General features: G+C 47.9%; 16 protein-coding genes. 9 read left to right on the top strand and 7 right to left on the bottom strand.

The window, feature by feature from the left end:
- Positions 1-3: 3 nt before the first annotated feature.
- The gene (mdh, locus tag K9N75_RS02760; RefSeq protein WP_008814868.1) at positions 4-942 is read right to left on the bottom strand and encodes a malate dehydrogenase; all 939 of its coding nucleotides are present in this window, start codon (positions 940-942) and stop codon (positions 4-6) included.
- 467 nt (positions 943-1,409) lie between these two features.
- Here mdh and argR point away from each other — a divergent pair, with 467 nt between their 5' ends.
- From argR to yhcN (K9N75_RS02745), 3 genes are all read left to right on the top strand, one after another.
- Entirely contained in the window at positions 1,410-1,880 is a 471-nt protein-coding gene (gene argR / locus K9N75_RS02755; protein WP_008814867.1) for a transcriptional regulator ArgR, read from the top strand.
- A 430-nt stretch (positions 1,881-2,310) separates the two neighbouring features.
- Complete coding sequence (gene yhcN, locus K9N75_RS02750) at positions 2,311-2,574, top strand: peroxide/acid stress response protein YhcN (RefSeq protein WP_004093683.1); 264 nt, start codon at positions 2,311-2,313, stop codon at positions 2,572-2,574.
- A 135-nt stretch (positions 2,575-2,709) separates the two neighbouring features.
- Positions 2,710-2,973: a peroxide/acid stress response protein YhcN gene (yhcN, locus tag K9N75_RS02745; RefSeq protein ID WP_004093682.1), complete on the top strand. Its 264-nt coding sequence runs from the start codon at positions 2,710-2,712 to the stop codon at positions 2,971-2,973.
- Positions 2,974-3,167: 194 nt separating this feature from the next.
- Here the strand turns inward: yhcN (K9N75_RS02745) and mpl are convergent, their stop codons facing one another.
- Positions 3,168-4,547: a UDP-N-acetylmuramate:L-alanyl-gamma-D-glutamyl-meso-diaminopimelate ligase gene (mpl, locus tag K9N75_RS02740; protein WP_039187866.1), complete on the bottom strand. Its 1,380-nt coding sequence runs from the start codon at positions 4,545-4,547 to the stop codon at positions 3,168-3,170.
- 168 nt (positions 4,548-4,715) lie between these two features.
- On the opposite strand from mpl, the gene fbp reads away from it, so the two are divergent.
- Both fbp and ppa read left to right on the top strand, forming a co-directional pair.
- Positions 4,716-5,720 carry a class 1 fructose-bisphosphatase gene (gene fbp / locus K9N75_RS02735; RefSeq protein WP_004093680.1) on the top strand — a complete coding sequence of 335 codons (1,005 nt, stop codon included), beginning with the start codon at positions 4,716-4,718 and terminating at the stop codon, positions 5,718-5,720.
- 272 nt (positions 5,721-5,992) lie between these two features.
- Positions 5,993-6,523, top strand: a complete 531-nt coding sequence (gene ppa / locus K9N75_RS02730) for an inorganic diphosphatase (RefSeq protein WP_004093679.1) — start codon at positions 5,993-5,995, stop codon at positions 6,521-6,523.
- A gap of 75 nt (positions 6,524-6,598) precedes the next feature.
- Here the strand turns inward: ppa and K9N75_RS02725 are convergent, their stop codons facing one another.
- From K9N75_RS02725 to tamA, 3 genes are read right to left on the bottom strand one after another with little or no spacing between them, the layout of a single operon-like run.
- Positions 6,599-6,952, bottom strand: a complete 354-nt coding sequence (locus tag K9N75_RS02725) for a gamma-glutamylcyclotransferase family protein (protein ID WP_004093677.1) — start codon at positions 6,950-6,952, stop codon at positions 6,599-6,601.
- Positions 6,952-10,881, bottom strand: coding sequence for an autotransporter assembly complex protein TamB (gene tamB / locus K9N75_RS02720; RefSeq protein ID WP_224452206.1), 3,930 nt, complete (start codon positions 10,879-10,881; stop codon positions 6,952-6,954). Before tamB ends, K9N75_RS02725 begins: the two co-directional genes overlap by 1 nt.
- Positions 10,878-12,614, bottom strand: a complete 1,737-nt coding sequence (gene tamA, locus K9N75_RS02715; protein ID WP_224452205.1) for an autotransporter assembly complex protein TamA — start codon at positions 12,612-12,614, stop codon at positions 10,878-10,880. The genes tamB and tamA overlap by 4 nt, the downstream gene beginning before the upstream one ends.
- Before the next feature lie 263 nt (positions 12,615-12,877).
- On the opposite strand from tamA, the gene msrA reads away from it, so the two are divergent.
- The gene (gene msrA, locus K9N75_RS02710; protein WP_224452584.1) at positions 12,878-13,507 is read left to right on the top strand and encodes a peptide-methionine (S)-S-oxide reductase MsrA; all 630 of its coding nucleotides are present in this window, start codon (positions 12,878-12,880) and stop codon (positions 13,505-13,507) included.
- Between the two features lie 253 nt (positions 13,508-13,760).
- Positions 13,761-15,107 carry a polyamine export protein PaeA gene (gene paeA, locus K9N75_RS02705; protein ID WP_004093671.1) on the top strand — a complete coding sequence of 449 codons (1,347 nt, stop codon included), beginning with the start codon at positions 13,761-13,763 and terminating at the stop codon, positions 15,105-15,107.
- Between the two features lie 119 nt (positions 15,108-15,226).
- Here the strand turns inward: paeA and K9N75_RS02700 are convergent, their stop codons facing one another.
- Complete coding sequence (locus tag K9N75_RS02700; protein WP_004093669.1) at positions 15,227-15,433, bottom strand: stringent response modulator YtfK; 207 nt, start codon at positions 15,431-15,433, stop codon at positions 15,227-15,229.
- A 331-nt stretch (positions 15,434-15,764) separates the two neighbouring features.
- Between K9N75_RS02700 and K9N75_RS02695 the strand changes: the two genes are divergently transcribed.
- Positions 15,765-16,322, top strand: a complete 558-nt coding sequence (locus tag K9N75_RS02695) for a YtfJ family protein (protein ID WP_008814862.1) — start codon at positions 15,765-15,767, stop codon at positions 16,320-16,322.
- Between the two features lie 4 nt (positions 16,323-16,326).
- Here K9N75_RS02695 and cysQ read toward each other — a convergent pair whose 3' ends face one another.
- Positions 16,327-17,067, bottom strand: coding sequence for a 3'(2'),5'-bisphosphate nucleotidase CysQ (gene cysQ, locus K9N75_RS02690; RefSeq protein WP_114445299.1), 741 nt, complete (start codon positions 17,065-17,067; stop codon positions 16,327-16,329).
- Between the two features lie 237 nt (positions 17,068-17,304).
- On the opposite strand from cysQ, the gene K9N75_RS02685 reads away from it, so the two are divergent.
- Positions 17,305-19,266: a bifunctional 2',3'-cyclic-nucleotide 2'-phosphodiesterase/3'-nucleotidase gene (locus K9N75_RS02685; protein ID WP_375374040.1), complete on the top strand. Its 1,962-nt coding sequence runs from the start codon at positions 17,305-17,307 to the stop codon at positions 19,264-19,266.
- Positions 19,267-19,286: the final 20 nt, after the last annotated feature.

Below are 19,286 nucleotides of genomic sequence, written 5' to 3'. Positions count from 1 at the left end.
CAATCACTTGTTAACGAAGTTTTCGCCTAGCTCGATATCTTTATGCAGAACTTCCAGCATACCTTCCAGTGCTTTTTGTTCAAAAGCACTTAAAGATCCGATGGATTTACGTTCAACGATCCCTTCTTTCCCCAACAGCAGAGGCTGTGCAAAGAAGCGAGCATATTTGCCATCACCTTCAACATAAGCACATTCAACAACGTTGCTTTCACCCTGCATAGCGCGAACCAGAGAAAGACCAAAACGTGCGGCAGCCTGCCCCATAGACAACGTAGCAGACCCGCCACCGGCTTTAGCTTCAACAACTTCAGTGCCTGCATTCTGGATACGCTTAGTCAGATCGGCAACTTCCTGTTCGGAGAAGGTCACACCTGGGATCTGAGACAACAGAGGCAGGATTGTCACACCAGAGTGACCGCCAATTACAGGTACTTCGACTTCTGCTGGGTTCTTACCTTTCAGCTCGGCAACAAAGGTATTGGAGCGGATAACGTCCAATGTAGAAATACCGAACAGCTTATCTTTATTGTACACACCCGCTTTTTTCAGCACTTCAGCAGCGATTGCTACTGTCGTGTTAACTGGGTTAGTGATAATACCGATACAGGCTTTCGGACAAGTACTCGCTACCTGTTCAATCAGATTGCGTACGATACCTGCGTTTACGTTAAACAGGTCAGAACGATCCATACCCGGCTTACGTGCAACACCCGCAGAAATCAACACGATATCTGCGCCTTCCAATGCTGGACGCGCATCTTCACCGCTGAAACCTTTGATTTTAACTGCTGTAGGGATGTGGCTGAGATCGACAGCAACGCCCGGAGTCACCGGCGCAATGTCATAAAGAGAGAGTTCTGAACCTGAAGGAAGCTGAGTTTTAAGAAGAAGGGCGAGAGCCTGACCAATACCGCCGGCTGCGCCGAGAACTGCAACTTTCATTCTATACTCCTTGATTTATCTTTAATTTAAGAGTGCCGTGAATGCATTACCGCGCACCTTAGTCCATCATGTCTTAAAAAACAATCTGTTAACACAAAGATTGGGATATGACGCACTAATTCCATGTCCTACTGCAAGGTTTATAATAAAAAATAGCTTATGCATGAAAGGCATAGGGTTACAAAGTAGGAATTCGTTGCGCACTTATCACAGCTGATTACCCGGCCGTTACATTACACCCTTCCTTTACATCACAACAACATCATTTTAATAACAAACCATTTACCAATGATGAAGACTTAGTCACAGATTCGACTAACATATTCATTTTATGAGCAAGGTGATAAAATCACGCCCTTGCCGGTTTGATTTCTTAATGGCCGACTTAATATTTTTTGCACTTAAATTGCATAAAAATTCATTATTGCGCATAATAATGTTCTCTATTTCTATTTCTACGGTGAAGAATGCGAACTCCAACAAAACAAGAAGACTTGATCAAGGCATTCAAGGCGCTACTCAAGGAAGAGAAATTTAGCTCTCAGGGTGAGATCGTGCAGGCACTGCAAGATGAAGGCTTTGAGAATATCAACCAATCCAAAGTATCTCGTATGCTGACCAAATTTGGTGCAGTGCGCACGCGAAATGCAAAGATGGAGATGGTGTATTGTCTGCCTGCTGAACTTGGCGTCCCAACGACCAGCAGCCCTCTGAAAAATCTCGTGCTCGACGTCGATTACAACGATTCAGTGGTTGTCATCCATACCAGCCCAGGCGCAGCACAGTTGATTGCACGTTTATTAGACTCATTAGGCAAATCAGAAGGCATTCTGGGAACCATTGCAGGCGATGACACAATTTTCACCACGCCAGCCAAAGGTTTTTCAGTAGAACAGCTGCACGACGCTATCTTGTCACTATTCGATCAAGAGCTTTAAGCCCACTCTCTGGCCTGATTATTTGTCGGGCCTATTCATTTCCTACCTGATTTCCCTCTCCCCCCCTCTGGCTCAGCTGATCTCTCCTTTCTGCTAGTTTAGCGTATGTGTACGGCACAATACTCTGCACCTAATGATAATGATGGTCTTTTCAGTCAACATACGTACTGCGACAGGGGGTAAACTCCATGTTCCGCACGTTTTGCAACATGATGTCATTTTATTGATCTTATTAGTATTTAAGCCAAAAAGAACAAAATTCACTCTGTTTTTATTCCAATTGAATATATTTACTACGTGAATACCAAACAAATAAACCTAAAAAACAATTAGCTAGCTATTAATTTTTATAGTTACTAGGTGTACACTTCTTTTCGTGACATGAATCACAGTTCAATAACTAAATAAGATAATCTCTGAGGCATACATCATGAAAATTAAAACTTCTATCGCAGCTCTGGCTATTCTCTCATCTCTTTCTTTCGGTGCATTCGCCGCTCAGCTAGTCGATAACGCTCAAGCCTCTAACATGCAGCCTATCGGCACTATCAGTGTTAGCGGTGTCAGCGCTGCACCTAGCGATATCAGAGCAGCATTATCAGCCAAAGCGGATGCACAAGGCGCAACTGCCTATCGTGTCGTTGAAGCGCGTAATGAAGGTTCATTCCACGCAACCGCTGAAATCTATAAATAAGATTCCGCTTCACCTGCAAGACGAAGCATAAAGCTTCGCCAGTCAAAATCGTTAACAACCGCAGTGACCAAAAAGAAAATCGTCATTGAATCTAAGATCGAAGTACTGCGGCAGAAATAGAACAGGAAAATAATCATGAAAATTAAAACTACCGTCGCTGCTTTAGGCCTTCTTTCAATGGTTTCTTTTGGTGCATTTGCTGCACAGTCCATCAGCGCAGAGCAGGCTTCCTCTATGCAGTCATTAGGCACCATTACCACCAGCGGTATTGATGGTTCACCTTCTGATATCAAAGCACAGCTTTCTGATAAAGCCGACGCAAAGGGAGCTACTGCTTATCACATTATTGAAGCTCGTATCGATGGTAACTACCACGCTACCGCAGAGATCTATCGCTAATTAATTGCTCTAACCGTTTCATCATAAGGTCAACGTTTCCTGTGTCTAACTTGAGCTCGTTGACTAATACCCTCGTCTAACCAGACGAACCCCATTGCCTTCGCTTGCGAAGGCTTTTTTTTGCCCTCACCAAAGACAAAAAAGCCGTGGGCAGAGCCACGGCTTTTTACATCAGCGAAAGCAATAGAATGATTTTATTCTTGCTCGCTAATCTCTTGTTTGTGTTCTAGCGCCTTCAACAGCTTGCTATGAATGCCCTCAAAGCCGCCGTTACTCATGACCAAAATATAATCACCAGGCTGAGCCGTTTTCGCAATCATATCGACCAATACGTCAATATCCGCACTCCAATGAGCCGGCTGAACGCAGGCTTCGGCTACTTCAGTCACTAACCAAGGAATGTGGTGAGGCTGGAACAAAAAGACCTCATCCGCTCGCCCCAGTGCCGGAGCCAGATCGTTTTTGGATACGCCCATTTTCATGGTATTAGAGCGAGGTTCCAGCACGGCTAAAATACGTGCGGTTCCACCTACTTTGCTGCGCAAAGCAGAAAGCGTTGCCAAAATTGCCGTCGGATGGTGGGCAAAGTCATCATAAACTTTTACACCAAAGGCTTCACCGCGTAGCTCTAAACGACGACGGGCATTGATGAAGGAATCCAAAGCACGACAGGCATCCGCGGGCAATACACCGACATGACGAGCTGCCGCAATCGCCATTAAACCATTATGCATATTGTGTTCGCCAACTAACCCCCAGTTTACCTCTCCCACCACATCGCCATCCAACAGCACTTCGAAATGGCTAGCATCTGGATTCAGCTTACGTGCATTCCACGTTCCATCTTCTCCACTAAGCTCTTGCTCACTCCAGCACCCCATAGCCATGACTTGCTTCAGGTTTGCGTCGCTGGCGGGTGAAATAATGCGGCCTTTACCTGGCACCAGACGAACCAGATGATGAAACTGTTTCTGGATGGCCTTAAGATCGTCAAAGATATCGGCATGATCGAACTCAAGATTATTGAGGATCAATGTGCGCGGGCAGTAATGCACAAACTTGGATCGTTTATCGAAGAAGGCACAGTCATACTCGTCGGCTTCAATCACGAAGAATGGGCTATTGCCCATCCGAGCTGAAACATCAAAGTTACCTGGCACACCACCAATCACGAAGCCTGGCTCATAACCGCACTCTTCCAGAATCCATGTGACCATACCCGCGGTGGTGGTTTTACCGTGCGTTCCCGCAACCGCAATCACCCAGCGATGACGCAATACTTCATCATGCAGCCACTGTGGACCAGAAACGTATGGAATTCCCTGCTCCAAAATCATTTCAACACAAGGGTTACCACGCGTCATCGCGTTACCAATGATCACCAAGTCAGGTGCAGGATCCAAATGTGAAGGATCGTATCCTTCCATCAGCGTGATCCCTTCTTTTTCTAGTAGCGTGCTCATCGGCGGATAAACATTGGCATCAGAACCCGTCACTTCATGTCCTAACGTCCGAGCCAGCAAAGCAAGGCCGCCCATAAATGTGCCGCAGATTCCAAGAATATGAATGCGCATATCGTTTCCAGTTGATTACATCGAGTCAGTTCACATTCTAACGCTGAGAACGGCTGACGCGAAATGGAATTACCTAGGAATCACTTTATACATTGGCTAGAATAGCTGCGAAAACGTTGGCGGTTTGTAAATAAATCGCTACTCCTTCGCAGAATCAGGGAATGTGTCATGAAAACTTTAGGCGAGTTTATCGTCGAAAAGCAGCAAGATTTTCCACACGCTACTGGCGAACTAACCGCTCTCCTCTCCGCAATTAAACTGGGTGCCAAGATTATTCACCGCGATATCAACAAAGCGGGCTTAGTGGATATTCTCGGTGCAAGTGGTGCGGAAAACGTGCAGGGTGAGGTTCAGATGAAGCTGGATCTCTATGCCAACGAAAAACTCAAGGCCGCCTTAAAAGCGCGCGGCGAGGTCGCTGGTATCGCATCAGAAGAAGAAGACGATATTGTCATCTTTGAAGGCGACCGTGCCAACAATGGTAAGTATGTGGTTTTGATGGATCCATTGGATGGCTCTTCTAACATCGACGTAAACGTTTCGGTAGGTACGATTTTCTCAATCTATCGCCGTATTACGCCCATCGGACAACCGGTGACTGAAGAGGATTTCCTGCAACCGGGAAATCGTCAGGTTGCCGCAGGATACGTGGTGTATGGTTCTTCAACGATGCTAGTGTACACCACTGGTAACGGGGTTCACGCCTTTACCTACGATCCATCGCTCGGTGTTTTCTGCCTGTCGCATGAACGCGTACGCTTCCCTGAAAAAGGCAATATGTACTCTATCAACGAAGGGAACTACATTAAATTCCCTCTCGGTGTGAAGAAATACATCAAATATTGCCAAGAACAAGACGAAGCCACACAGCGTCCTTACACCTCTCGCTATATTGGGTCTTTGGTTGCCGACTTCCACCGCAACCTGCTCAAAGGCGGCATTTATATCTACCCAAGCACTGCAAGCCATCCAAGTGGCAAGCTGCGTTTGCTGTATGAATGCAATCCTATGGCGTTCTTAGCTGAGCAAGCAGGGGGTAAAGCGACCGATGGTTTCCGCCGTATTCTGGACATCGCACCTGAAAAACTGCATCAACGTGCACCGTTCTTCGTTGGTACCAGTTCAATGGTTGAAGACGCTGAGCGCTTCATGAGTGATTTCCCAGACGCATAATCCTGCCAGTACCCGTTTGGTTTTAAGTGACATTAGGCTCGCGACGCGACCTACAGCTTGAAGTATGGCGGGTATATACCCCAAATAATTGGAGTTGCATCAAGGCGGCAAATGAGTGAGTCCCGATGAGCTTACTTGAGTAAGTGATTAGGGTGAGCGAATGCAGCCAACACAGATGCAACTTCAAGTATGATGGGTATAGGCTGTTCATTTGTGGAGTGACCGCTATAATAGCCGTCACTCCATTTCTGGTTTGATTAAAGGAAACCGACATGAGCTTGATTAATGTCCCTGCTGGCAAAGACCTGCCAGAAGATATCTACGTAGTTATCGAAATTCCAGCTAACGCTGATCCAATCAAATATGAAGTAGACAAAGAAACCGGCTGCCTGTTCGTTGACCGTTTCATGTCTACTGCCATGTTCTACCCTTGCAACTACGGCTACATCAACCACACTCTGTCTCTGGACGGCGACCCGGTTGACGTTTTGGTTCCAACTCCGTACCCACTGCAGCCTGGCTCAGTTATTCGTTGCCGCCCAGTTGGCGTGCTGAAAATGACTGACGAAGCAGGTGAAGATGCGAAGTTGGTTGCTGTTCCACACAGCAAAATGACCAAAGAATACGATCACGTCAAAGATGTGAACGATCTGCCTGAACTGCTGCGTGCCCAAATCTCCCACTTCTTTGAACACTACAAAGATCTGGAAAAAGGCAAGTGGGTTAAAGTTGAAGGCTGGGACAACGCTGAAGCGGCTAAAGCTGAAATCGTTGCCTCTTTCGAGCGCGCTAAAAACAAATAATTGTTTTTCTCCGCACGAAAAAACACCGCCTGATGGCGGTGTTTTTTTATGTCTTTCTGGTCGGAAAGCGACGCTTTACTCGTCGCACTCCTGACCACGCTTCAGCCAATCACCGCATTTAATACGCGGTAAACCTTCTACCGAGTATAGATAGATATAGATCCATGCGCTGCCAAATGGCGTTTTGATTAGCTCTCTACGATAGTCCTTGCTGTTGCTTTTTAAGTCATCTAGCTCGGCTAAGATAGAAGAGGTAATGCGATAAACCTCGCAAAAGACTTTGCCTTCGCCAGGCACTACCGCTGGATAATGCCCGAGATCGTACATCTCGTAGCCTTCGAGCTCATGTTCACCTAGCAGCATAGCGTTAGTCATCCAGTGACTGTTACCCTGCTTACGACGTAGACTTCCGTATACAATAATTCGCATCACTCAAACTCAAACTGATAGAGCAAATCGAGTGCCTGGTCGAGTCCAGACACCGCTTCCAGATATAATTTAGGCATCAGGCGATAACGTAGCGTCAGCGTTGCCAACGAATCAAATATCCCTACCCCATATTTTACCTGTAATCCTGGTAGTACATAACCACTCACCACAACCTGTGAGCTGTCCCCAACGCCCTGAGCATCCAGAGATAAATTGCTTACGCCAAATGTTTCGCCGATTTTACCCACCAGCTTCCCACTTTGCGCGACCCCCATACCAATCAGCATTGAAGTCATCGCATTACTGTCCGTTCCCGAACTTTCTAATCCCTGACCACGCAGCAGATAAGACAAAGCCATCTGTTGTGACATGGCAGGATCTGAGAATACTTCTAGTTTCGGCTGATCGGCAAGCCCTGTGACACGAACACCGGCAGTAACATCATCTTCCGTAGCGTCTGGATTACGAATCGCCTCAATATTGAGCAGCGGTTGTTCTGGCGGTCCGGAGAAGATAAGTTCCCCTTTACGAATCAACAAATCCTGTCCATAAGCCGCAAAACGCCCTTCAGGGATGTTCACCTGACCGTTCAAACCAAGTCCGTGCTCATCCTGCACCATCTTCAGATCACCCTGCAATCTCGCCTTCAGACCAAACGCATCCAAGCGAACATTCGGCCCAATACTGATGTTTAGGTTGCTATTGATCGGAATAGACGCCGTTGCTGGTTTGATCGGCTGACGATCGTTATTCAGCATCACCTCATCCGAAGAGACTGAGACCGCACTCTCCGGTAATTCCTGCACCGTGATGCGAGCCCATGGAATGGCCACTGAACCATTCAGAGCAAACATTTTCGGCGTTGCTTCGAACACAATATCCGGTGAGACATCCAAACGCACCATCGGCGGTACCGTTACGCGAACACGATCTCCTTTCACTGCAATCTGCGCTCGCCATGCATCAATTACGCGCCAATCGGCGTTACCGGTGAGATTTAGCTGCCCGCGAGACGTTTTAATCACCCCTTGCAGCGCTGAGCTCATTCCTTCAAAGTTCACAGCCAAATTACCGTCGGTAATATCAAACGGCATAAACTGACCGTCAATATCCACCTTATCCAGCGCCATACGACCATAAATTTGTGGCTGTTGCGCATTACCGCCTAAACGGAGAGCCGCGTTAAGCATACCCTGTGCTTTTTCGCCGGACATCAATGCTGGATTCAACATCGCCAACGAAATGTTCTTGATATTAACGTTCCCCGACAGATTTCTCCGCCCCTGAGGATCCGCAACCTGCACATTACCGTCTAACTGGCCGTTACCGGCAATCTTTATCAGCCAATCAAGCTGAGCACGACCATGATTCAGCGCGGCGTTCAAATTCAACGTATCAAAAGCAATAGGAAGTGGGTTCCCCTGCACGACCTGTTGAACCTTGACCCCTTTACCACTCAGAGTCACTTTTGCTTCAGGTAATGCTTCCCCCTCTTTCCAGCTCACATCCGCGCGACCGGTAAACACGCCGTTTAGCGCAGTGTCTGGGCCTAAGAACGGTTTAATCATTGCCAAATCAAAACGGTTAAGCACAACGCTGGCATTACCACTGGCTCCCGCTTCTATGGTCTTAGGCACGCAAACTTCGGCATTCGGGTTCAGCCAACAGTGAGGGCCAACGCTAATTTTTTGCTGGGCATTGAGATAGTCGAGGGCAATTGGGCGCGTTAAACGCCACTCCCCTACCGGAGTATCAAAACGTGTATCGTTTAACGTTCCCTGCCAACGTTCTGTAGCCCGATCGAAGCTACCTTTCAGCGCTAACTGCCCCGAAATGGGATCGCCATTGATTTTCAACTGTAGTTGGTGCTGCTTCTCGCTGCCCTTAGCGTCCAGTGTGAGTAAGCTAATCAGGAAATCATCCTGTTTAAGCTGTTCGACACGCACATTCAAATTACCTTCAATTTGTTCAGCGGAGCGAACATCGCCGTCAAGCTTAATGCGGTTGATCGTCAGCGTTTGCCACTGCAAACCTGACGCGGTGAGATCGGCGAGTACCTGAGGCGCCTTAAGATTGCCACGCAGTTTCAGCGTACCTTTTGCGGTTCCCGCCAACCCAGGCAGGTTACCATCCAGACGAGGAGCATCGATAACCGCATCCAATGCCCATTTATCTGACAGCTCGCCGGTGATATCAATCTTGTTACGCCCCAGACCGATATGCATTTCAGGGATTTTCCACTGCCCTGCCTGATTTCCCGTCAAGTTGCCACGTACATCGACCTGATTTTGCTTCACGTTGCCCGCAAGCTGAAGCACTGGCACGCGTAGCTGCCAATTGCCACCGTACAGACTCCCCTGAGTTTCAATCTTGCCATTCAGCTTCGCGGGCCACTCAGGCCATTGTTTCGCGGTATTGATGCCGTCTAAGGTTAGCTTGCTTTTCCAGCTAATCGCCTTACTCCAATCAACCAACGCCGATAAATCGGTATTCCCCTGTAACGCGGCAACACGTAGGCGGTTCAAATTAAACTGCTGGTCGGTACCTTTACCATCCAGCGTAATTTTAGCTGCTGGGAGCTCATTGCCACTAACATCCGTACGCATTGATAGCGCATAGGCTTTTCCGCTACCGTTCAGGCGCACTCGGATATTTTTTGCCTGATATTCAGAGGCTCCCGTCAGCGGCCACTGTACTCCTGGGCTTTCTAAGGTCAGTGCCAGAGGTAGACCAGCCTTAGCCAACTGAGTTTCAGCCGCCAGCGTGGCTTTCAACGGACCAGAGAGATTCGCATCAAGCGTCAATACATCGCGCAGGTTACCTTTAATACCTAACTTCAACTTTTCTCCCTTGACGGGATCAACGTTCAAATCCGCATTCAGACGGAAATCCATCGGCCATTGATCGCTCAATGTCGCCTGACCATGCATCGACACATTACCCTGCGGCGAGCGAACCTCAAGCGTATGTAAACGCAGCGCACTGTCTTTAGTGACGGCTCTCACCAACAATGTATTCACCACAATGTCGCTATCACCGGTAACACGCAGTTGGTCACCGGAAATACGCTTAACGGTAAGATCCAATGGCAAACGCAGTTCAGGCAGATCCGGAAGTAGCGGTTTAGCAAATAGCTCCGCCAGCACTTCTCCTAACGGTTTCTCGGGCGCCGCCTTTTCCGCTTCAGCCTGAACCTCTTTCTGTGCATCAGCCTTAGCCTGCTCTGGCTTGACGACCTGTTTCGCCACGTGCTCCGCAGCATCACTCGCCGCCTGTTTGGCACTCTCGGACGCCGCATCCATGGCAGCCTGAGTGACCGGCTTATCTTTGATAGCAACGGCAACAACCTGATCCTGCACCGGGGTGGCAGGCGTTTTCGGTAACGCCACCAGCAGAGATTGAATATGAGTCGGCAACAGCGTCAGGCCGCGATCTCGCCATTCAGCACCAGTGCGAAACTCATCCAGTGAAATGGCGGTATCATCGACGGTAACATGCACGTTATTGATCCGCAGTAAACGAATCGCGACCGGATAAGGTGCTTTCAGCTCGGTCAGCGGTTCACTGTTAGTTTCTTCTGGAGCGAGTTCTGACGGTGCGAGTTCTTGAGTGTTGATAGCAACATCGATCTGATTCGCCGTCAGCGCATTCAGACACAGCTCACTCTTTTTCAGACACCCTACATCAACCGCTAGATGGAATTCTCCGGCCTTCACTTTCACGCCCGGCATCTGATAGGAAACACCGGTTAACGTTAGATTACGCCAGCCACCGGTCACTCCCGCGATATCTAATCCCGGCACCCAACGCGCCGCACTGTTAATAACAAAATGAAGACCCGGTGTGCTGATGACTGTTCCTATCAGACCAACCACCAGTAGCACAACAACCAGCAGAAAACTCAGGCTGAATTTGATAACACGTCTCATAGTTCAGGCCCCAATCCGATGTAAAACTGTAGGTCGTGGTTGTCTTTGTCACCCACCGGTACCCCAAAGTCTAGCTTGATGGGCCCCACCGGAGATTCCCAACGTACGCCAACACCGGCACCGGTGTAGAAATTACTACGTTTGATATCGTTCACCGCTTCACCAGAGTCCACAAAGGTGGCACCCCACCATTTACCAGTGACGTTATATTGATATTCTAATGAGCCCGTCGCCAGCTTAGAGGCACCGGTCAGCTTGCCAGAGCTATCTTCCGGCGAAATGGATTTGTATTTATAGCCACGAATGCTGCGATCGCCACCGGCGAAGAAACGCAGGTTAGGTGGAACTTTTTCAAAGTCGTTGGTTTCAATCCACCCCACGTTACCGCGTACAACAAAGCGATGTTTTTCGACTAAGGTGCGGATCCAAACCTGTTGCGCCTGCACTACAGCAAAATCGACGTCCGATCCCCACGTGGTATCAGAAACATCAAATGAATAACGTTGGCTATCTCCCCACACCGGCATCAACCCACCACGCGAGCGGGTTCGGTTTAACATGATCCCTGGATAGAGCAGCATGGTATTGTTGGTAACTTCGCCCTGAGTAAAGTGGTTAAGGCTCCAACGCAGGTTAACCGAACGCTGCCAACCGCTCGAAAGCTCCCAATATCTCGCCACGTTCAACGTCGTGGTATCTTCTTCGGTATCGTTGAGATCGGTTCGCTTAAATCCGCCCTGCAACAGATAATATTGCTCGATTGGATTCTTCAGCAGAGGAATTTTATAACTGAAATCAGCTGTTTGTTCAGGGGCAGAAAGGTTAAGCGAGGTCTCAAAACTGTGGCCATAAGAGTTTATCCACGGTCGCTTCCACGTTGCCTGTACGCGCGGGCCGACATCGGTGGCATAGCCGCCACCGAGCTCTACGGTATTACGCACCTTTGGTGAAAGCACTGCGTCTAACGGCAGCTCTTTTTCTGACGTAACCTGTTTGAAATCTGGAGAAACGACCACCGAGTTAAACCAGTTAGTCGCTGACAAGCGACGGCTAAACTCAGCCATCTCCTCGGACGTATAATATTCACCCTGTTTGAAAGGCACCAAATTGCGCAGATACTCTTCGCGGATCTGCGATCCTTCGAAAGTTACATCACCAAAGCGGTAACGTTTACCGCTGTCAAAATCGATATCCCAAAATGCTTTGCGCTCATCTTCAATCACGCCGAGTTGGTGTACTGGCATTGTGGCATCGAAATAACCTCGTCGCAGCGCGATAGACGTCAGCGAATTTTTAAAGCTATCGTAGGTGCCGTGGTTAAGCACGGTGCCAATTTTAGGCTCACCGGTTTTCAAAAGCTCTTTATACGCTTCATCATCCTTCGCCTGTCCTTGGATTTTCACATCAACGCCAGCAATAAGCACAGGCTCACCCGCCTTCACTTTCGCGATCAATAGCGGACGCTCAGGCGGTTTACGATCCTGAAAATCAAATTCAATTGTCGGTTGATAATAGCCGAGCGCTTTCAGCCCACGACGGATAGACTCATCAACACGGGCGCGAAAACGGCCATCATTGCTGACTTCATCGCTTTCGATGGTGGAAAGACTGGCCCGTACGTTCTGTTCGAGCGACCCGCTTAAACCTTCAACCTTTAAGCGAACTTGCGCTGCATTGGCCAATGGGGATGCCAAAAATAGGCATATAAAGCCAAAGACACGAAATCGTGGCACGCGAACTCCTAACGTTTAACCCTACCTGTAAAACATTCCGCCTGTCAGGGGGACTGCTATCTGACGGAACTCAAAAATGTGCAATTGCACTAGTTTGCATTGCCATTAGTACATGGTTGCAATAATTAGGCATATTGTGCGCAAAGTAAGTATGAGATACAACTAATGACCGAATTGATTACAAACGTGCAATCACTAAAGCTATAGATATAACCACAACGTGATGTATAAATCTAAGACAGGAGCCACCTGTGGCAAACACAATTCACCACACTCAAACTCTGACTGCTGAACAGGCATTACCTGGCCGAAACACGCCAATGCCCATCGCAAAAACACATGCAGTCAATGGTCATTCGATGACAGAAGTACCGGAAGGTATGGAAACAGCCATTTTCGCGATGGGATGCTTCTGGGGCGTAGAACGCCTATTTTGGCAACAACAGGGGGTTTATAGCACCGCTGCAGGCTATAGCGGTGGTTTTACCCCTAATCCAACATACCGTGAAATCTGCTCAGGCCAAACCGGACACGCTGAAGCCGTTCGCATCGTTTTCGACCCAAAAATCATTAGCTACGCAAAACTGCTTGAGCTCTTCTGGGAGAACCACGATCCGGCGCAAGGGGATCGCCAAGGAAATGATATTGGTAGCCAATATCGTTCTGCGATCTTTGTGTTAACGCCTCAACAACAAGCTGAAGCGTTAACCAGCGAAGCGCGCTTCCAGAAAGCGATGCGTGAAGCCAACGATTCTCGTGAAATTACGACAGAAATCAGTGCCGCCAAACCGTTCTACTATGCTGAGGATGAACACCAGCAATATTTGTATAAAAACCCGCATGGCTACTGCGGTTTGGGTGGCATTGGCGTCTGCTTGCCACCTCAGCTTTAGGATTGAAGGTCGCTCGTTTCGCCATTAAAATTGGCTAATAGCAATGGTTTATGACGAAGTGAGCACCTTTTAATCGCTAGCTGGTTTCTCATGGCTGCTGCTATACTAGACGTGGGTCACAGAAATGTGGCCCTATTACTAGTAGTTAGTGCGCGATGTAGTACGCAAAGACTATGTCGTATTTTGTTAAATTTCTATTAATCACTGCCCTTCTCTATTCCCCGGAACCAACACCGGTCGAAGCGGATAAATTATGTTAAACAGTATTTTACTGATCCTGATATTAATCGCGATAAGCGCCTTTTTTTCCATCTCGGAAATTTCACTGGCCGCCTCTCGCAAGATGAAACTGAAAACAATGGCTGACGAAGGTGATATCAACGCATCTCGTGTCATTGCATTACAAGAACAGCCAGGTTACTTCTTCACCGTAGTTCAAATCGGGCTAAACGCCGTTGCTATCCTTGGTGGTATCGTCGGTGACGCTGCATTCTCTCCCACTTTCCGCATTCTGTTTGACCGCTTTATGTCGCCAGAAATTTCGGAACAGGTCAGCTTTGTTTGTTCATTCGTGTTGGTCACCAGTTGCTTTATCTTATTTGCCGACCTAACACCGAAACGCATCGGTATGATCGCCCCTGAAACGGTCGCCGTTCGGATCGTCAACCCGATGCGCTTCTGCCTATTGATATTTAGACCTTTGGTGTGGTTCTTTAACGGCCTTGCCAATATGATCTTCCGCTTGTTTAAACTGCCGATGGTGCGCAAAGACGACATTACCTCCGACGATATCTATGCCGTCGTTGAGGCTGGTGCGCTTGCGGGCGTACTGCGTAAGCAGGAACACGAAATCATCGAAAACGTATTTGAGTTGGAATCGCGCACGGTTCCTTCTTCTATGACGCCGCGTGAAAGCATCATTTACTTCGACCTCAGCGAAAGTGAAGAGAGCATTAAAGAGAAAGTTTCTACCCATCCTCACTCCAAGTTCTTGGTCTGTGATGGCGCAATCGATCATGTGGTTGGCTACGTTGACTCGAAAGACCTGCTTAACCGAGTACTGGGTAACCAGAGTCTGGTACTGAGCAGCGGTGTGCAAATCCGCAACGTGCTTATCATCCCAGATACGTTGACCCTATCTGAAGGGCTGGAAAGCTTTAAAACCGCCGGTGAAGACTTCGCTATTATCCTCAACGAATACGCGCTGGTGGTCGGTATCATCACGCTGAACGACGTCATGACCACGCTGATGGGCGATCTGGTTGGCCAAGGCCAAGAAGAACAGATTATTGCCCGTGATGAAAACTCTTGGCTCGTTGAAGGTGTTACGCCAATTGACGACGTCATGCGCGTACTGGACATCGAAGAATTCCCGCAAAACAGCAATTATGAAACCATCGGTGGTTTCATGATGTACATGCTGCGCAAAATTCCAAAACGTACTGACTACGTTAAATACGCTGGCTATAAGTTCGAAGTGGTTGATATTGATAGCTATAAGATCGACCAATTGCTGGTTACACGTTTGACCGAACGCCCTGCGCCTATTATTCCTGATGCCGCAGGCGATCTAGAGAAAGCCAAAGAAGCTAATCCCTAGTAACCACAGTGCTTCGCTGACCGCTTAAATCCGCGATACAACATAAACACAAACGGCCCGTAAGGGCCGTTATCATTTTTACTCTGGACTAACACTGCTGGGAGCTCTTCCCAATCTGCCTATGCCATTTCGGCCTGCAGTCGCGTTACCTGACGATTAATCTCAGACATCGCACTGAGATGGCGTTTGTCTCGCACTTTCGGAGGAAGAACCTTCCCCATATCAAACTCGAAAGCACCGACATCCTTGATGTATAACCGTCCACGAAACAGGGTTTTCACATACTTGGCAACAAGAAGCGGATTGTAGCGTTGGAAGATTTTCATTGTTGTGTTTACCTCCCGGTAATGACATGCGGCAGGGTATAAAAATTCACTCAGCCAAAACGGCTGCACTCACCCTATCCGCGTAATGGACTATAAATATAGACCCTATTCACAACTTTGGGTTCCCATTAAGCGCTATTTTTCACTATATTTACCTCAGCTGACAGAATGGTATGCAAAAAGTCATACTCAGCATGAAATAATCACGCAAAAAATGGGGTTTTGGCCTTACAGAATAAAACTTTCACTAACACATCAAAACAGGACAGACCTCCGATCACAATCTATGCTTTTGACACGATCACTCTGACTGTTTATTTAGAGAGCCTGCATGAAACTACAAAAACACTATCTTCTTCCTCTGCTACTGTTATCCATGTCAGTATCCGCGCACAACTTTCAGCAGAATCAGCGCGTCGCACCAGTGGGTATCAGTGACCGTGGCGAACTCAATTATCAAAACAACGAGTTTAGCTACAAAAACTGGAATTCAGCTCAGCTTGGTGGAAAGGTTCGCGTTATCCAGCATATTGCCGGTCGTACGTCTGCCAAAGACATGAATGACCCACTGATTGAAGCCATCAAAAAAGCGGGTTTGCCGCATGATAAATACCAAACGACCACCATTGTGAATACCGACGACGCCATCATCGGCACTGGGCCGTTTGTTCGTAGCAGCATAGAAAGTAGTAAGAAAGAATTCCCTTGGTCACAGTTTATCGTTGATGACACTGGTGCCGCTAAAAAGGCATGGGATCTACAGCCGAAAGGCTCCGCTATCGTGGTGTTAGATAAACAAGGAAACGTGAAATTTGCGAAAGATGGCGCATTAACACCGCAGGAAGTGCAGCAGGTCATAGCCCTGCTGCATCAACTGTTAGGTTCTTAAAAAACTAAAATATAGAAACACGGAACCCCGGGTTCAGGAAGGATTCTGCCGGGGTATAATCCAGCGTCTTACCCTGCCAGTCATGAATTTTCGCGCCTGCAGCCCGCGCGACAGCATGCCCAGCAGCGGTATCCCAGACGTTAGTGGGTCCAAATCGTGGATAAAGCTGAGCCTTACCTTCTGCAACCAAACAGAATTTAAGTGATGAGCCAACAGCAACCGTTTGATGATCGCCCAGCTGCGCTAAATAGTCTCTTAGCTCATCATCCGCATGCGAGCGACTCACCACCACCAGCGGGGGTATAGCATTGCTCACATGAATTTGCTCACGAACGCCCTTCTCTTCTTTCCATGCTTTATCGTGCTCTGCGCTATACAACACGTCATTGACCGGAGCATACACCACGCCCATCACCGGAATACCGTTTTCAATCAACGCAATATTCACGGTGAACTCACCGTTTCGGTTAATGAACTCTTTGGTACCATCTAAAGGATCAACCAGCCAATAACGCTGCCAATGCTGACGAATGTCCCACGACGGAGGATCTTCTTCAGACAACAAAGGGATATCTGGCGTTAGCTGCAACAGCCCATCGCGGATCACTCTGTGTGCAGCAAGGTCAGCTGCCGTGACCGGTGAATCATCAGATTTATGCTCAACATTAAGAGGTTTATCGTCTTGATAGACCGCCATTATTGCCTCTCCGGCCTCACGCGCCAGTCGGGAAATTTGCTCTAACATATTTACCTCTTTAAACAACGGCTTCTTCTAGAAGACTAGTTTTTTTTGCGGTGAATAGCCATCTTTCACTTACGCTACCTATATACTCACGTACAAAATCTCATCCCCCAATAACCGCGCCCTCATCTGTGAACTCCCCCACGGACACCCCTTTCTTTATCTGGCAGAGTTCACAGTTCTGGGAATACCTTCATCGAAATTACACGTTTAGTTGCGATGCTTGTCATAAATACACTCATGGAGATTACCATGTCCGCTCGTCCCTTCTCTTACTCGCTGGTAGCGTTACTCATTGCCGGCTCGGTACAGGCTGCCACCGTTGATTTACGTATCCTCGAAACCAGCGATTTGCACAGCAATATGATGGATTTCGATTATTACAAAGATCAGCCAACTGAAAAGTTCGGCCTAGTGCGCACCGCAAGCCTTATCAACGACGCTCGCCATGAAGCCACCAACAGTGTTTTGGTTGATAACGGTGACCTGATTCAAGGGAGTCCTTTGGGTGACTATATGGCGTCAAAGGGATTAGAAAAGGGAGAAGTGCATCCAGTTTATAAAGCCATGAACACGCTGGATTACACGGTAGGAAACATCGGTAACCACGAGTTTAACTATGGATTGGATTATTTGAAGAAAGCTCAAGCTGGCGCAAAATTCCCTTATATCAATGCCAACGTGGTTGATGCAAAAACCGGTGAGCCAATCTGGAAACCTTATCTAATCGCAGAAAAGCAGGTAAAAGACCGCGATGGGAAAATGCATACGCTACGCATCGGCTACATTGGTTTTGTACCACCGCAGATCATGACATGGGATAAAGCTAATCTGGCTGGCAAAGTGAAGGTGAATGACATCACAGAAACCGCTCGCAAGTATGTGCCAAAGATGAAAAAAGAAGGCGCTAACCTGATTGTCGCTATTCCCCATTCAGGCTTATCCAGTCTGCCCTATCAAGTTATGGCAGAAAACTCGGTTTACTATTTAAGTCAGATACCTGACATCAATGCCATCATGTTTGGCCACTCCCATGCCGTGTTCCCAAGCAAAGATTTTGCTGATATCAAAGGCGTCAATCTTGATAAAGGGACACTTAACGGTATTCCGGCTGTGATGCCTGGGCAGTGGGGAGATCATTTAGGTTTGGTCGATCTGGTCATCAACAACGATCAAGGCAAATGGACCGTTGAAGATGCCAAAGCACAGGCACGCCCGATTTACGATCTGGCGAATAAAAAATCGTTAGCCGCCGAGGATGCCTCTTTAATTAAAGTACTAAAAGAAGATCACAAGGGCACTCGTGATTTTGTCAGCCAACCTATCGGCAAATCCAACGGCAATATGTATAGCTATCTGGCGCTGATTCAAGACGATCCTACGGTGCAAATCGTCAATAATGCCCAACGCGCCTATGTGGAACACTATATTCAGGGCGATCCCGATTTAGCCGATATTCCTGTGCTATCGGCCGCTGCACCCTTTAAAGTCGGTGGCCGTAAAAACGATCCAGCTAGCTATGTTGAAGTTGAAAAAGGCCAACTGACCTTCCGTAATGCCGCCGATCTATACTTATATCCAAATACGCTGGTGGTGGTAAAAGCCAGCGGTGCCGATGTGAAAGAGTGGCTAGAGTGCTCTGCTGGGCAATACAACCAAATCGACGTCAACAGTAATAAGCCGCAGGAGCTCATCAACTGGGATGGTTTCCGCACCTATAACTTCGACATTATCGATGGTGTGAATTATCAGGTGGATGTCAGCCAACCTGCTCGCTATGACGGCGAATGTACCTTAATTAATCCAAAATCAGAGCGCATCAAAGGCCTTACGTTCAATGGCAAACCTATTGTTCCTAACGCCCAGTTCCTAATCGCAACCAACAACTATCGCGCCTACGGCGGGAAATTTGCAGGCACCGGTGACCAGCATATTGCATTCGCGTCACCCGATGAAAACCGTGCGGTGCTGGCTGATTACATTCGCGCAGAAACTAAAAAACATGGTGCGGTAACACCACAGGTCGACAACAACTGGCGGTTGGCGAAAATTCGCAGCCAAACGCCGTTAGACATCCGCTTTGAAACTTCGCCAAGTGAAAAAGCCAGCAAATTTATCACTGAAAATGCTCAGTATCCGCTGACAAACAAAGGGCAAGATAACTTAGGCTTTGCGCTTTATCAGATTAACCTACAGAAATAACCTCAGCCCCCACTACACTC

Source organism: Hafnia paralvei (genome assembly GCF_020150375.1).
GTDB classification, from domain to species: domain Bacteria; phylum Pseudomonadota; class Gammaproteobacteria; order Enterobacterales; family Enterobacteriaceae; genus Hafnia; species Hafnia paralvei.
The sequence above is the reverse complement of the archived record's forward strand: the minus strand, read 5'-3'. Positions and strand labels throughout refer to the sequence as shown.